The 13,686-nt window shown below is 54.3% G+C and carries 14 protein-coding genes and 1 pseudogene; 10 read left to right on the top strand and 5 right to left on the bottom strand.

Annotated features, from left to right (window positions below; genetic code table 11):
• Positions 1-63: 63 nt before the first annotated feature.
• From SBI19_RS23935 to SBI19_RS23950, 4 genes are all read left to right on the top strand, one after another.
• A complete protein-coding gene (locus SBI19_RS23935) occupies positions 64-462 on the top strand; it encodes a Fur family transcriptional regulator (protein ID WP_317972043.1) in 399 nt (132 codons plus the stop codon).
• Positions 432-1,199 (top strand): response regulator transcription factor, encoded by a 768-nt coding sequence (locus SBI19_RS23940; RefSeq protein ID WP_317972044.1) that lies wholly within the window; start codon positions 432-434, stop codon positions 1,197-1,199. Before SBI19_RS23935 ends, SBI19_RS23940 begins: the two co-directional genes overlap by 31 nt.
• A gap of 186 nt (positions 1,200-1,385) precedes the next feature.
• The gene (locus SBI19_RS23945) at positions 1,386-2,513 is read left to right on the top strand and encodes a catalase (protein WP_317972045.1); all 1,128 of its coding nucleotides are present in this window, start codon (positions 1,386-1,388) and stop codon (positions 2,511-2,513) included.
• A 248-nt stretch (positions 2,514-2,761) separates the two neighbouring features.
• Positions 2,762-4,651: an S-layer homology domain-containing protein gene (locus SBI19_RS23950; protein WP_317972046.1), complete on the top strand. Its 1,890-nt coding sequence runs from the start codon at positions 2,762-2,764 to the stop codon at positions 4,649-4,651.
• An 87-nt stretch (positions 4,652-4,738) separates the two neighbouring features.
• On the opposite strand, the gene SBI19_RS23955 is transcribed toward SBI19_RS23950, so the two are convergent.
• Together SBI19_RS23955 and SBI19_RS23960 are read right to left on the bottom strand one after the other, a co-directional pair.
• Complete coding sequence (locus SBI19_RS23955) at positions 4,739-5,734, bottom strand: FecCD family ABC transporter permease (protein ID WP_317972047.1); 996 nt, start codon at positions 5,732-5,734, stop codon at positions 4,739-4,741.
• On the bottom strand, positions 5,721-6,743 hold the full coding sequence (locus tag SBI19_RS23960) for a FecCD family ABC transporter permease (protein WP_317972048.1): 1,023 nt from the start codon (positions 6,741-6,743) through the stop codon (positions 5,721-5,723). Before SBI19_RS23960 ends, SBI19_RS23955 begins: the two co-directional genes overlap by 14 nt.
• A gap of 241 nt (positions 6,744-6,984) precedes the next feature.
• On the opposite strand from SBI19_RS23960, the gene SBI19_RS23965 reads away from it, so the two are divergent.
• Positions 6,985-7,965, top strand: a complete 981-nt coding sequence (locus tag SBI19_RS23965; protein WP_317972049.1) for an ABC transporter substrate-binding protein — start codon at positions 6,985-6,987, stop codon at positions 7,963-7,965.
• Positions 7,966-8,157: 192 nt separating this feature from the next.
• Positions 8,158-8,661, top strand: a complete 504-nt coding sequence (locus tag SBI19_RS23970; RefSeq protein ID WP_317972050.1) for a CcdC family protein — start codon at positions 8,158-8,160, stop codon at positions 8,659-8,661.
• Between the two features lie 77 nt (positions 8,662-8,738).
• On the opposite strand, the gene SBI19_RS23975 is transcribed toward SBI19_RS23970, so the two are convergent.
• Complete coding sequence (locus SBI19_RS23975) at positions 8,739-9,593, bottom strand: sugar phosphate isomerase/epimerase family protein (RefSeq protein WP_317972051.1); 855 nt, start codon at positions 9,591-9,593, stop codon at positions 8,739-8,741.
• Between the two features lie 269 nt (positions 9,594-9,862).
• Here SBI19_RS23975 and SBI19_RS23980 point away from each other — a divergent pair, with 269 nt between their 5' ends.
• Both SBI19_RS23980 and SBI19_RS23985 read left to right on the top strand, forming a co-directional pair.
• Positions 9,863-10,306, top strand: coding sequence for a MarR family winged helix-turn-helix transcriptional regulator (locus SBI19_RS23980; protein WP_317972052.1), 444 nt, complete (start codon positions 9,863-9,865; stop codon positions 10,304-10,306).
• Between the two features lie 84 nt (positions 10,307-10,390).
• Entirely contained in the window at positions 10,391-10,930 is a 540-nt protein-coding gene (locus SBI19_RS23985) for a glutathione peroxidase (protein ID WP_317972053.1), read from the top strand.
• Positions 10,931-11,285: 355 nt separating this feature from the next.
• On the opposite strand, the gene SBI19_RS23990 is transcribed toward SBI19_RS23985, so the two are convergent.
• Together SBI19_RS23990 and SBI19_RS23995 are read right to left on the bottom strand one after the other, a co-directional pair.
• The gene (locus SBI19_RS23990) at positions 11,286-11,867 is read right to left on the bottom strand and encodes a hypothetical protein (RefSeq protein WP_317972054.1); all 582 of its coding nucleotides are present in this window, start codon (positions 11,865-11,867) and stop codon (positions 11,286-11,288) included.
• A gap of 1 nt (position 11,868) precedes the next feature.
• Positions 11,869-12,399 carry a hypothetical protein gene (locus SBI19_RS23995; RefSeq protein ID WP_317972055.1) on the bottom strand — a complete coding sequence of 177 codons (531 nt, stop codon included), beginning with the start codon at positions 12,397-12,399 and terminating at the stop codon, positions 11,869-11,871.
• Between the two features lie 423 nt (positions 12,400-12,822).
• On the opposite strand from SBI19_RS23995, the gene SBI19_RS24000 reads away from it, so the two are divergent.
• Both SBI19_RS24000 and SBI19_RS24005 read left to right on the top strand, forming a co-directional pair.
• Entirely contained in the window at positions 12,823-13,113 is a 291-nt protein-coding gene (locus tag SBI19_RS24000) for a DUF6385 domain-containing protein (protein ID WP_317972056.1), read from the top strand.
• A 49-nt stretch (positions 13,114-13,162) separates the two neighbouring features.
• Positions 13,163-13,686, top strand: a pseudogene (locus tag SBI19_RS24005) (DUF6385 domain-containing protein); the annotation flags it as partial.

Genomic DNA, 13,686 nt, shown 5'->3' on the forward strand with positions numbered 1-13,686 from the left:
TCTAAATTTATAATAATTCTAAAGAGATAATCATTGAAAGCAAGTGAGCAAAGGATGAACCCTATGAAATTAAACCTGACGATGCAGCGTAAAGCAGTGCTGGAAGTACTCCAGCATGCACATGACCATCCAACGGCAGCCGATGTGATGGATCGGCTTCGTGCACAAGGCAACGCATTTGCATACGGCACTGTATATAATTCGCTTCGCTATTTGACGGAGGTAGGTCTCGTCAAAGAATTGAAGCTTGGCGAAGCCGCTTCAAGGTATGACGCTAGAATGGAGGACCATCATCACGTTGTCTGCAAGCGCTGCGGACGCGTCGACGAGGTTGCGATCGAACTGCCTGCAGAGTGGCTGGGTCAAGCTGCGCAAGAAACAAACTATGAGCTGCATCACGCATCGGTGGTGCTGGAAGGAGTGTGTCCATCTTGTTCCGTACAGAACAGTCCAACGAAGTAAGTGCTGCGAAGCCTCGCCGTATTATGATTGTAAGCCGCTATCCGCGCAGTGTACAGGAAACGGCAGCGCTGCTTATGGGAGACGGCTTCGACGTCTTCATGACGCACCAGTGCCCAGAGCGGGCGCTTATTGAGAAGCTTGCTCCGGATATGATGATATACGATATGTCCGCGGAGGACAAAGCAACGGCATCCGCAATCGCCTCTGTAGGGCGTTTTGCACAAAGTGAAGGCGTGGCGCGTACGCTGTTTCTTGTGTCCGAATCCACGCTTGCCCATTGCGTATCGGCGGGCTCTTCCGAGGAACTGCTCGCTTGGCCGGGAAGTCCGAGCGAGGCGCTGCTGCATGTGCGCCGTATTGTAAGAAGCGCAGAAAGCACGGCGATTGCGACGCTTCGTACGTTCAAAGATCTCATGATCGATACGGGACGTATGGCGGTGTACCGGGATGGACGTGAGCTGCGTCTGACACGCACCGAATACGATCTGCTGCTCGTGCTCATTCAAGCAAGCGGAAGCGTGCTGTCTCGTGAAGTGATTACGGAGAAAATATGGGGCTGCGGCCTATTCGGCAGCAGCAACACGGTGGATGTGCATGTGAAGACGCTTCGCAAGAAGCTCAGCGACAACGCATTGTTCCCGAAATATGTAGCGACTGTTCGCGGCGTTGGATATCGCTTGGCAGACGAACGGCCGGCCGCAGCGTTTAACGTGGCGTCAAACGCGACTTACGTCTAATGAGCTTGTGCCTTCATCGTCACTCGTCTTCCGTTTAACGCAGCTTCATGACTCGCTTCGCATGAAGGTGCGGCCTATCCTCATATATATGGATTAGAATAAGTCTAAATCTATAGCAAGTCCAATGAGGCGGATGAATTCGCATTCTAAGGCTTAGCACTTGCATAGAGAGGGGTTATATAGAGGATGAGTGAGCGATTGATGGCGAACATAACGGCACCTCCTGCCGGCGGCCAAGGCAGTCAGCGCGTTATGTATGCGCGTGGAGCGGGCGCGCATGGCGTATTCGTAACGGAGCATGCAATGACCGCTTATACGAAGGCCTGCTTTCTTCAAACAACAGGGCAACAGACGCCAGTACTCGTACGATTCTCCACCGTGTTTCATGGCAAGGGATCGCCGGAAGCGGTCCGCGATCCACGCTGCTTCGCGGTGAAGCTGCATACGCAGGAAGGGCGTTACGACATCATCGGCAGCCATATTCCCGTCTCCGTCCGCGAAACGGCGAAATTTCAAGAAGTAGAGCAAGCGTTAAGGCCCTCTTCGGATACGAATGAGCAGAACCCATCACGTTATTGGGAGCTGCTGACGCAGATGCCGGAATCGGTGCATATGCTGACCTGGTTGTTCGGTAATGAAGGAACGCCTGTCAGCTATCGGCAGATGAATGGCCATAGTGTCCAAGCGTGCAAATGGATCAACGCAGAGGGCGCTGAAGTGTATGTCAAATACATGTGGAAGTCGAAGCAGGGCGCCCGCTACTTCACACCGGACGAAATGGCGGCGATGCAGGCATCTGATTACAGCCATGCAACGCGCGATTTGTATGCCGCGATCGAGAATGGAGAGTACCCGCAGTGGGAGCTGCATGTGCAGGTGATGACGCTGGAGGCAGCTGACAGGCTGCCTTTCGATCCGCTGGACCCGACGAAGATATGGCCGGAGGAGCAGTTCCCGTTCATCCAAGTCGGCACGATGACGCTTAATCAGAATCCAATCAACTATTTCGGCGAGGTAGAGAAAGCTGTGTTCTCCGCCGAGGCGATCGTTCCGGGCATCGAGTCGGCGGGGATGCCGCGCCGCGAAGCGGGAGCGGTGCAGACGAACGACTTCGCGCAGGCTGGCGAACGCATTCGCCTCATGCAAGGCAGCGACTATGATTGGCTTGTTCACAATCTGATCAGCGACCTGCAGCAGGTGCCGCACGAGACGCAGCTTCGAGCTGTTCGCAGCTTCTGTCGTGCCGATGTGCCGCTGGGCAAGCAGCTTGCAGCTGGACTTGGCATTGACCTCGAGCATGAGCCGGAAGGCTGATAGCGATTTTTAGATATACGATTGAGTCATGGCCCTTGTCTTCGCGGATAATGCGATCGGCAGGGGCTTTTGCACATACAAAGAAAAATATGTAAAATAAATGAATTATAGCAGATCCGTATAACGCGTTTGATATAATTAGAGATTAATTGATTCTGATTCGATCTACATAAAGAGTGGGTAATTCAGGGAAGTTCAATGTCGCGCTGCAATCTGCATCACAGCGATGAAAGGGAGTTTGTCAGACTATGAAAGCTCGTCGCACTAAGCCTTGGAGACTGCCGCTTGCAATCGTCCTGTTATCCGTAACTTGGACATCGGCCGTTCCCGAGGTACACGCCGCACCCGTCCATGATGTTCAGCAGGTTGTTGCAGACCGCACAAAGAAGGCCATTGTAGACCAATGGCTCCATTATCGCCCGCTCGGTACCGACGGGAACTATATGAACGCGAGCAACATCTATGAGACAATCCCGCAACTGGCCGTTCCTTACGCGATCGGTTCCATCAAGCATGAATATATCGAAGACGGACTTCATGCCGTCAATTTCGTTCGTTATTTGGCAGGATTGCCGGACGATCTAGAGGCGGACTGGGCACTCGAACAACAAGAGCAGGCAGCAGCGCTGCTAGGCGCAGTCAATCGTGTCTTATCGCACACGCAGAAGAAACCGTCGGGGATGGAGCAGTCGCTGTTCGACCTCGGATATGCGGGTGCATGGGGCAGTAATTTGATCAAGGGCAGCCTCACCTTCTACAACCATGTGCTTGGCTATATGTCCGACAGCGATGAAGCCAATATATCGATCGTCGGCCATCGCCGCTGGATTCTTAATCCGCTTATGCGGAAGACGATGTTCGGCATGGTTTATTCCGCGCCTGATGCGAAGGGACAATCCTATCCGTACGGCACGATGTACGCATTCAATGCGGACCGCGATCCATCGGAAGTCGACTATGACTATGTAGGGTGGCCGTCTGCGGGATGGTTCCCGCAGGAATTGTTAGCAGCGCGCGACGCATGGTCGGTGTCGCTTAACGCCGACAAGTATGACAACACGCGTACGGGTGATATCCAAGTAACGCTGACCCGCGTGCGCGACGGGCATACCTGGCAGCTGGACTCGTCCGATACGGACGCAGCCGGTCAATATTTTAACGTGGAGACGAGCGAGTACGGCATTCCGTTCGCCGTTATTTTCCGTCCGGAGGGAATTGGCGCGTTCGGCGAGAATGATGCGTTCGATGTGTCCATTACCGGCTTATATGACAAGAACGGTCAAGCCGCCCACGTTCAGTTCCGTACGAAGTTCTTCAACATGCTGTCGTCGCCGGTCGCTCGTTATACGATCGAGCTGGATAAGGGCGAGACGCTTCAGCTTGGCGTTAGAACGGGGGCGCGTACCGGTGGTGTAACTTATGTCAGCGGCAATTCGACCATTGCTGCAATCAATAGCTCGGGCGAGGTCAGAGGCGTCGCTGCCGGAACGACGTGGGTCTCGGTCGATAGTTATACGGGCAAGCAGAATCGGGTCAATATCGTGGTAACGGATAAACCGGCTGCCGAGCAGGTAAGCAAATGGGCACTGAAGGACTACGCGAAGGCCAAAGGCAATGGGCTCGTGGACAAGCCGCACGATCATTCGTATCAGAAGCCGATCTCGCGTTATGATTTCACAGTTCTCGCTATTCAGATGCTGGAGACGGCTGCAAGCCAATATTTATATACAGAGGATGTTGGTTACGGCAACTCCCCATTCAAGGATACCGATGATTGGCGTATTACGTGGGCGAACCAGAACGAAATCATTCGAGGCACAGGGGCGCAGCTGTTCTCGCCGAAGAGTACGATTACGCGCGAACAAGCAGCGGCATTGATGCTGAACCTGTATAAGCAGGCGAAACAGATAGTCGGAATCAATCAGGACGATCCTGAGGACGCCGGATTCCGCTTCACCGACGACAGGAGCATTGCGGCATGGGCCAAGAACAGCGTGTACCGTGCTGCCGCGCTGTCGATTATGAAGGGGACCGGCAGCAATCAGTTCACCCCCAAAGGGGTACTGACGTACGAGCAGACCTTCGTGCTGCTGGAGAACTTATTCGAGCTGATTGAAGAGCAGAAGATGAACGCTTAGAGATCCTATAGGGTGCACAAAAGGCGATCGCTAACCGGTTCCTACCGGCAAGCGATCGCCTTTTAAATAGACCTTATAAGGCTAGCTTTATGCTCCCTTGCGCTTAGCCAGCAGCAAGTAGAGGAAGAACGGCGCGCCGATCGCAGCTGTGAAGACGCCGGCCGGAATATCGCTTGGCAGCAGCAACGTGCGTCCTGCGAGGTCGGCGGCGAGCAGCAGCAGCGCACCGACGAGCGCTGCGGTCGGGATGAGCCTGCCGTACTTAGGACCAACGAGCCGACGTGCAATATGGGGCGCCATCAGGCCGATAAAACCGATGCCGCCGGACATGCCGACGGCTGCGCCAGTGAGGCCGACGCTCAGGACAAGCATAAACAGCCGCGCGCGCTGTACGGGTGTGCCGATGCCTACCGCAAGCTCGTCTCCGAGCTCCAGCACGTTCAAGTAACGCGACAGATAGATTGCGGCGAAGAGCAGCACAGCGGCCCAAGGCAGCAGCGCCCATACATGCTTCCAAGCGGTGCCGTACAAGGTGCCAGTCATCCAGCCGAGCGCCTGCGAAGCCATATACGGCGGACCGATCTTGAGCGCGAACGTTGTCAACGCGCCCATCGCTGTCGCTAGTGCGATACCAATGAGGACGAACCTCAGGGGCGAGATTCCCTGGCGCCATGCTGCCGCATAATTAATCGCGGCTGTGATGAACGCGCCTAGTATCGCGAACAGCGGAATCCATTGAATGCTTAGGTGGCCGGCGGCGAATGTCAGGAATAGAACGGAAGCTACGGTTGCACCGCCAGAGATGCCGACCAAGTCAGGCGAAGCGAGCGGGTTGCGGACGAGTGCCTGCAGAATAGCCCCGGCGGTGGCGAGAGATGCGCCGACCAGCACCGCCATAAGCACGCGCGGCAGCCGTAATTTGATAATGATGAGCGATGAGGCTTCATCGCCTAATCCAATGAGTGTCTTCGCCGCATTGCCGATCGGGATGTAGGTGCTGCCGATCGCTACGCATACCGCGACAGCTGCCGCCAACGCGATCATTAGGATGAGCAGAATCGATGTGAATTTAAGATTGCGCATAGCTTCTCCTTCTGGCCACATAGATAAAGAATGGAACGCCGATCAATGCGGTAGCCACGCCGACAGGGAGCTCTTCCGGCTGCAATATGAAACGGCTGACCGTATCGGCTGCCATCAACAGCGTCGCGCCGAGTACGATTGAATACGGTATAATCCATCGATAGTCGTGACCGACCAGAAATCGGCTAACATGCGGAATGATGACGCCGACGAACGCGATGGGACCGGCGATGGCTACGGAAGAGCCGGCGAGCAGGACGACGATTGCCGTAAGAATAACGCGTACAAGACCAATCTTCAATCCAAGGTTGCGGGCGGTTTCTTCTCCCATGCTGAGCACGTTGACAGACTTCGTCATTAACAGCGCCGCGATAACGCCTATGATAGTGTAGGGCAATACAGCCGCCAGATGGTTCAGATCTCGTCCAGAAACAGAGCCTACGATCCACAGCAAAATATCGTCAAGCATCTTGTTCTGCTTGAGCAGAATACCCGTTGTCCATGCAGAGGCGAAGGCGGCGACGGCAGATCCGGCCAGCGTGACGCGAATAGGCGTCTCGCCGTTGGTTTTGCCCACTGCGCCGAGTGCGAACACGATTGCTGCCGTGACGGCGGCGCCGACGAATGCAATAAGGATGAGGGAGGTGTTCGAGAACGCGTTTCCTGCAACAGACAAGGCGATGACAACGGCAAGCGCAGCGCCTGAATTGATTCCCATAACGGAAGGCGAAGCAAGCGGGTTGCGGGTCATCGCTTGCATGAATGCGCCAGCAATCGCAAGGCTTGCACCAACAATCGCGGCAATCGTCATGCGCGGTACTTGAACATTGCGGATAATCAGATCGGTATTGGAGCCATCGAAATGACGGTAAGCATCAACGACTTGAAACGGCGAGAACGTATGGCTGCCGCTGAACAATACACTAACAACGGCAATCAAGAGCATGACCACGAGACTGAATATAAGAAAGATAGCTTTCTGTCTGTTGCCCTTCAAATAATGGTTCATTGCGTAATAGCTCCTACGTGATAAATTGTCGATTTGGTTAGCTGCATACTGTTCAATTGTAGGCATTGTTGCGTGGAGCGTCAATGATTGTGAGAATCATTTTCAAACTTTTCGTTGACATCGAGCAACGACCGTACTACTATACTAAGGGTCGAGGTTGATAATCATTTTCAATCAACATAGCAGTCACTTGTCAGATACTTACTAGATCAACAGAGAGAATAAAGGATGGTTGAGCGGAATGAAAAGCATGAGAAAAACTTGGCTTGGCATGTTCGCACTGTTGCTCGTATTCGCGATTGTAGCGACGGGCTGCGGTTCGAAGGATGACAGCAAATCGAATGGTGAAGCGGCAGTTGGCGAGACGAGCACCGCATCGCAGGATGAGCGCACGATTACGCATGCAATGGGCACGACGAAGCTGACGGGCACGCCGCAGCGTGTCGTCGTACTGACGAATGAAGGCACAGAAGCGCTGCTCGCAATGGGCGTGAAGCCGGTTGGCGCTGTCAAATCGTTCGAAGGCGACCCATGGTATCCACATATTAAAGACCAGATGGAAGGCGTTCAAGAGCTTGGAGGCGAATCGCAGCCTAACATTGAGCTGATCGCCAGCCTCAAGCCGGATCTCATCATCGGCAATAAAATGCGTCAAGAGAAAGTGTACGACCAACTGAACGCGATTGCGCCAACGGTGATGTCGGAGACGCTGCGCGGCGAATGGCAGACGAACTTCAAGCTGTATGCGGAAGCGCTGAATAAGAAAGCGGAAGGCGATAAGCTTCTGGCCGATTTCGATCAAAAAATTGCGGATGCGAAGACGACGCTCGGCGACAAGCTGCAGCAGAAAGTGTCCATCGTACGCTTTATGCCGGACAAGACTCGCATCTACTACAATGAGACGTTCTCGGGCATGCTCCTCGATAAGCTTGGATTCGCGCGTCCAGAAGCGCAATCGAAGGACGGCTTCGCGGATGACGTGAATAAGGACCGCATTCCAGACATGGACGGCGACATTCTGTTCTACTTCATGTACAATCCGGATGGCTCCGATACGACGCAGAAGGTTGCCGACGAGTGGATGAACGATCCGCTGTGGAAGAACCTGTCCGTCGCACAGAACAACAACGTGCATCAGGTGGACGACGCGATCTGGAACACGTCCGGCGGCATCATCTCCGCTAATCAAATGATCGACGAGCTCGTCACATACTTCAAATAATGAGCTAGTTAAAGAAGGCCATCACGCATCTGCGGGATGGCCTTTGTTGCAGGGCTGCAGATAGAGAGGCCGATCACGCCCCATTCACGCGAGAGACAGCGCTCGTCGCTTGCGATACGAGAGCATTTCAAGTACGATGAAAGTATTCTTGTTCAATCGTGCATCAGCTTGCAGGCACTAGGAGGAAAGGCAATGCTCTCATCAGCACAATGGCTTCAATACGGATCGTTGGCTGTATCAATAGTTGCAGGGGCGGCGATCATTACTCTTCGAATGAAGGCGTCGAACAAACCGACTAATCTGCGCAAAATCATCATTCCGCCGCTCGGCATGTCGACCGGCTTCCTTATGTTCGTTGTACCGGACACCCATGTGTCGCTGCTATGGGCGCTGTACGCGCTGGCAGCAGGCATGCTGTTGTTCGCTCCGCCGCTTATCGCGACTTCGCACTTCGAACGGATCGGGGAGCAGATCTATCTCCGCCGGTCTCGTATGTTCATCTATATCATTATCGGATTGTTCATCGTCCGCATTGCGCTGCATGATGTCGTGGAGCGGCATGTGAGCGTGATGCAGACGGGGGCGCTGTTCTTCCTGTTGGCATTCGGCATGCTCGTCCCATGGCGGCTGGCGATGATGCTGCGTTACCGACAGCTGATGAAGAACGAACCGCCATCGGCATCCGCATCGACTTAAGCATGACCAAAAAGGCATTCTGCTCTCGCTTCAAGCGCGAGCAGAATGCCTTTGTTTATTATTGTATAGAGAATGGATTATACCGTCACGACGCCTAGTGCCGCCGCACGTGCATAAGCAAGTGCCTCGGCTACCGTCTCCGGCTTCAGCGCTTCGATCGACATATCGATGTGCGGCTTGCGTGCGTTCATCCGTTGGATGAAGCCTGCAATGTCGTATGCGCCTTGACCGATAATCGTCTCGGAGATCGATCCTTCCGGGCTCACGTCGAGGTCCTTGATGTGCGCAAGAACGATGCGGTCGCCGAGCAGCTCGAAGGCGGAATCGACGATGGATGCGCAATTCTCGAACAGCTCCATCGAAGCCGAGAACAGATTGCACGGGTCCAGCACGACGCCGAGCGTCGAGGACGGCACTTCTTCCAGCAGGCGCAGCGTGTGCTCAGGCGAGGCAAGCGTATGTACAGCGACCGGCTCAAGTCCGATCGTTACGCCCCACCGCTCTGCTTCCTCGGCCAGCTCGGATACGGTATCGCGAAGCACCGACCAAGCTGCTTCCGGATAGCGGTCACCTGCTTGCTGCTGCCAAATGTTCGGTCTGCCGGTTTCCGTTGCGACGATGGATGTGCCGAAATCGCGAGCGAAACGAATATGCTCCTTGAAGCGGGCAATATCCGCGCGGCGCAGCGCCGAGTCCGGTTCAATCGGGTTGATATAACAGCCGAGTACGCCGATACGCACGCCATTGCGATCGAATTGCTCGCCGATATGATTCGCAAGTCCAGGGCTTAGGTTGCCCGTTGCGGTATTAATATCCGCGATAGCTTTGGCGAGCGCAAGCTGAACGAAGTCGATGCCCGACCGTCCCGCTTCCTCCGCCAGTTCAGCGAGTGGCTTGCAGCCGAATGTGTGTGCTAAAGTTCCGAATCCCATCGATCACGCTTCCCCCTGTTCATGACAGTATGATGCCAGTCTTGATCACGTGCTTTTGTTCCATCGGTCATTCGCATGATCCATTGTGACATGCTGTCTGCATTGTATCATAGTTGGGGCATGCTGGAATCATCCTTTTGGCGCTTGTGCATACTGGGAAGGAATCGCATTTGACTTCATGATGGCATAGTGGTATCTTTAGTGCATATTAATTGTATGCAATTTAATTGCGAGGCATTTAGTTGGATGATCGAAAGGAGAGCGTGACAGTGGCAGAAGATTATCCGGTCCAGCTGAAGCTGGAGCATCAGCTCTGCTTCGCGCTGTACGCCTGCTCGCGCGAGATGACGAAGCTGTATCGGCCGTTTCTCGATGAGCTTGGTTTGACCTATACGCAGTACGTCACGCTGCTCGTTCTGTGGGAGCAGGACAATGTGAGCGTGAAGCAGCTCGGCGAGCACTTGCTGCTCGACTCGGGTACGCTGACGCCGCTGCTGAAGAAGCTGGAGGCGATGCGCTTCGTAGCGCGCGTGCGAGATCCGAAGGATGAGCGAAGCGTGCTGGTCCAGCTGACGGAGGAGGGCAAGGCGCTCCGGAGCCGTGCGGAGCATATCCCGGAGAGCGTGTTTTGCCAAGTGGGGCTTACCTTAGAAGAAGGCGGAAAGCTTAGGGAACGGCTGCAGCAGTTGGTGGAAGAGATTCAGAAGCGATAACGTCGCCAAGGATGCAGGGATCGCGGGCAAAATGGAGAAGTAGTATATTATCAATAATTCCGATAGGTTGAGGAGGAAATGAAAATGAGCGTATATGAATACACAATGGACAATGTGAAGGGTGAGCCAGTCAGCCTGGCGGATTATAAAGGCAAGGTGCTCGTTATCGTCAATACGGCGAGCAAATGCGGTCTTACGCCGCAATATGAAGGGCTTCAAGCGTTGTATGACCAATACCAGTCGCAAGGGCTCGAAATTCTCGGCTTCCCATGCAACCAGTTCGCAGGGCAAGAGCCCGGCACGAATGACGAGGTGGAATCGTTCTGCAAGTTGAACTATGGCGTCTCGTTCCCGCTGTTCGCGAAAGTTGACGTTCGCGGCGAGACGGCGGTTCCGTTGTTCCGTTACTTGTCCGATGCTGCACCGTTCGAAGGCTTCCCAGAGGGTGGCGAGCGGTTGAAGGCGAATTTGGAGAAAAATAATCCTCAGCTTCTCGAGGACAATGATCCGAAGTGGAACTTCACGAAGTTCGTCGTTGACCGTGAGGGTAACGTCGTTGCACGCTTCGAGCCGAGCGTAGCGCCGGCGGAGCTGGAAGAGACGATCAAACAATTGCTTAAGTAACAGGGAAATATGACAAGCCGCAGGCAGCCGCCTGCGGCTTGTTTTTATTTTGGGATAAGAGAATCGGATAATGTACGAGTTCAAAAAGTCGGGTTTTCGTCCGCCGAGAAGATTGTGAGAACCTGAACAGCTTATGCTTACGAAGCAGTTATTTGCTCTCAGGATGTAACGCCCGGAGTATCGCAAATAACTTCAGGAGGAACGGAGTGTAGGCAACACCTACATGTACAAGGTTTCCAACGGAAACCTACATCGGAAGCATAACCTCCGGACTCCGAAGGTGAACGCAAGCTTCGACGTCGAATAGGCTTCCTGATTCACTTCGTGATCAAAAGACGACTTTTTGAACAACCTCTTAAACTTCCCAGTACGTTACGGTAGCCGTGTTGGCCATAACGCCTGCAACCGTCAAGGAGGCACTGACGTTTATCGTGAGCGTCTGGTTGGGCGGAACGATCAGACTTCCGGCGAAGGGGAGCGTGAATATGCCGGGTGTCAAGGCGTATGACATGATGGTTGTCGCTCCTGTCGGAGCAGCCGTCGAGGAGCGGGCTGTCATGCTGCTCGATGCGCCGCTGCCGAGTTTGGTGCTGAACGGAGTAAGGGTCGATGGAGATGTCAATGTGCCGCCGCTGTACATCGTAATGCTGCCGCTGAAGCTCGACAGCAGGCTGAGCGATACGTTGATGCCGCCCGTGATGCTCGATATGTACATCGTGCGGCCGCTTCCCGAAGGGTTGCTGATCTGCAGCGTGATGATGACCGTTCCGCCGAGGATCCCCAAGCTGCCCGAGTTGCTGGCAGTCGTTATAAATTCGCGGTTGTTCACTGCGGCATCCATATCCGCAGGCGACATGACACCGGGCTCCGCATAGTCATTCGTCAGTTGGCCATAGAAGGAACTGTTGGATTGGTCGAATACAAAATAGTTCGGCATCTTACACCTCCCACCACATGAGATTGAGCGAAGCGGTGACTGAGCCGGTTCCTGCCGTTACGGTGAGCGTCTGGTTCGGCGGCACAATAATGGCCCCATTGAACTCTACGATGTAGATGTCTGCCGCCATTGCAGCGAAGAAGGACGTCGGCGTGCCGCCGATCGTGCCCGTATTCTGCCTTGTTGTCACGATGCTGGTCGTTGCGCTTCCTAGATAGGCGTTGACTGGCGTTGGTGTCGTTCCGCCGGTGATTATACCGCCCGAAGCGACCGTTAAGGTAACGGTATTCGAGGCCCCGCCTGCAACGCGCGACAAGTAGACCGTTCGTCCGCTGCCGTTCGGATTGGCGATCTGGAGCAGAAGACTGGCGCCGGAGCCGAGGCTCACATTGCCGGTCGACAAGCAGAATAAGCGCTGGCTCGATGCTGCACTGTACTCCGACGGGGAGATAATGACGGGCGATACGTACCCATTGTTCGTGAGCATATAGACAGGGCTGTTCTCGTTATTGAATACCGAATTGTTCGTCATAGATCGATAGCCCCTTTCCTGCACAACGGAGCGTTGATGTGACTTGCTGCAGCCTCGGTGAAGTAGGATGGCAGGATTGTCCCGCTGTAAAAGGTTAGTCCTACATATTATGCAGAAAGGCGGCCAAGTGTTGCGGGCGTCGGTGGATCACAAGCGGCAATCGGGCGTATCGCGGCTATAGCTCGCCTATTCAAGGACGGCAGATGCCGTTACCTCCTCTATTGGGCCGCTCATAAACTATCGAAGCATGGACGTCGAGGGGAAGATGGTATGACTAGTGCACACAGCCGCTGCCGTAGAGGGAGGTCTTCTCATTCCTCCCCGAAGCGTAAGCAACGACGAAGCTGTAAGCTCGCAGATCGCAGCAGTTGTAAAACGAAGCGAGCTGGACGCTGTTTATTTGTCGAGCAAGTATACCCGAATGTGCGAACAACGAATGAGCTTATGCCACTGCCGGCGCAAGCGACAACTCATATGACGGTATACTCCTATGCGGTCATTAACGAGGGAGAAGCTCCGGCGGTCGTTCAAGTCCAAGTCGGGCCTGACGGCCTGAACTATGCTGCTGATGTGGAAGAAACCATACCGGCAGGGCGAACCGGTGTAATTGCCGTTTCCCGTTTTTTGCGATTTACGAGGCTTGCTGTCCGTTCCTTGCATGCGGAGAAGCCGACGTCGCTTAAAGTTTATTTTCAAGCGCAGACGCGACAGTAGAAGCCTTCCCGGACGTCCGTCGGATTATGGTAGATAAAGGTGATGAGGAATGCCGAACTTTTCATCGTTTAACCCCAACCCGGATAATTTGCGTACGCTGATTTTCGGACGGGACGAGACACTGGAGCCGCAGGCGCTGGCTACAGACACAAGCGGTAACCTGCTTACGGTTATTATGGATGGTACGATCAGCAACATTTCGATTCAAAGCGCGACGATTACGACCGGTACGATCGAAAGCGTTATGGGAGCAACGATTACGGCGGGCACGATCAACAGTGTGCTGGGAGCGACGATCACGGCAGGCACGATCAACAGCGTGCTGGGAGCGACGATCACGGCGGGAACGATCAACAGCGTGCTGGGAGCGACGATCACGGCAGGCACGATCAACAGTGTACTCGGTGCGACGATTACAGCAGGCACGATCAACAGCGTGCTGGGAGCGACGATTACGGCAGGTACGATCAACAGCGTGCTTGGCGCGACGATTACGGCAGGCACGATAAGCAGTGTGCTGGGAGCGACGATTACGGCAGGCACGATCAACAGTGTGCTGGGAGCGACGATTAC

The sequence above is a fragment of the Paenibacillus sp. CCS19 genome (assembly GCF_033239625.1).
GTDB lineage: Bacteria > Bacillota > Bacilli > Paenibacillales > Paenibacillaceae > Paenibacillus_T.

Bases quoted from the DNA above. Each gene is read 5' to 3' on its own strand.
- SBI19_RS23935 (WP_317972043.1), top strand. From the start codon at position 64: ATGAAATTAAACCTGACGATGCAGCGTAAAGCAGTGCTGGAAGTACTC.
- SBI19_RS23945 (WP_317972045.1), top strand. From the start codon at position 1,386: ATGAGTGAGCGATTGATGGCGAACATAACGGCACCTCCTGCCGGCGGC.
- SBI19_RS23950 (WP_317972046.1), top strand. From the start codon at position 2,762: ATGAAAGCTCGTCGCACTAAGCCTTGGAGACTGCCGCTTGCAATCGTC.
- SBI19_RS23955 (WP_317972047.1), bottom strand. From the start codon at position 5,734: ATGCGCAATCTTAAATTCACATCGATTCTGCTCATCCTAATGATCGCG.
- SBI19_RS23960 (WP_317972048.1), bottom strand. From the start codon at position 6,743: ATGAACCATTATTTGAAGGGCAACAGACAGAAAGCTATCTTTCTTATA.
- SBI19_RS23965 (WP_317972049.1), top strand. From the start codon at position 6,985: ATGAAAAGCATGAGAAAAACTTGGCTTGGCATGTTCGCACTGTTGCTC.
- SBI19_RS23970 (WP_317972050.1), top strand. From the start codon at position 8,158: ATGCTCTCATCAGCACAATGGCTTCAATACGGATCGTTGGCTGTATCA.
- SBI19_RS23975 (WP_317972051.1), bottom strand. From the start codon at position 9,593: ATGGGATTCGGAACTTTAGCACACACATTCGGCTGCAAGCCACTCGCT.
- SBI19_RS23985 (WP_317972053.1), top strand. From the start codon at position 10,391: ATGAGCGTATATGAATACACAATGGACAATGTGAAGGGTGAGCCAGTC.
- SBI19_RS23990 (WP_317972054.1), bottom strand. From the start codon at position 11,867: ATGCCGAACTATTTTGTATTCGACCAATCCAACAGTTCCTTCTATGGC.
- SBI19_RS23995 (WP_317972055.1), bottom strand. From the start codon at position 12,399: ATGACGAACAATTCGGTATTCAATAACGAGAACAGCCCTGTCTATATG.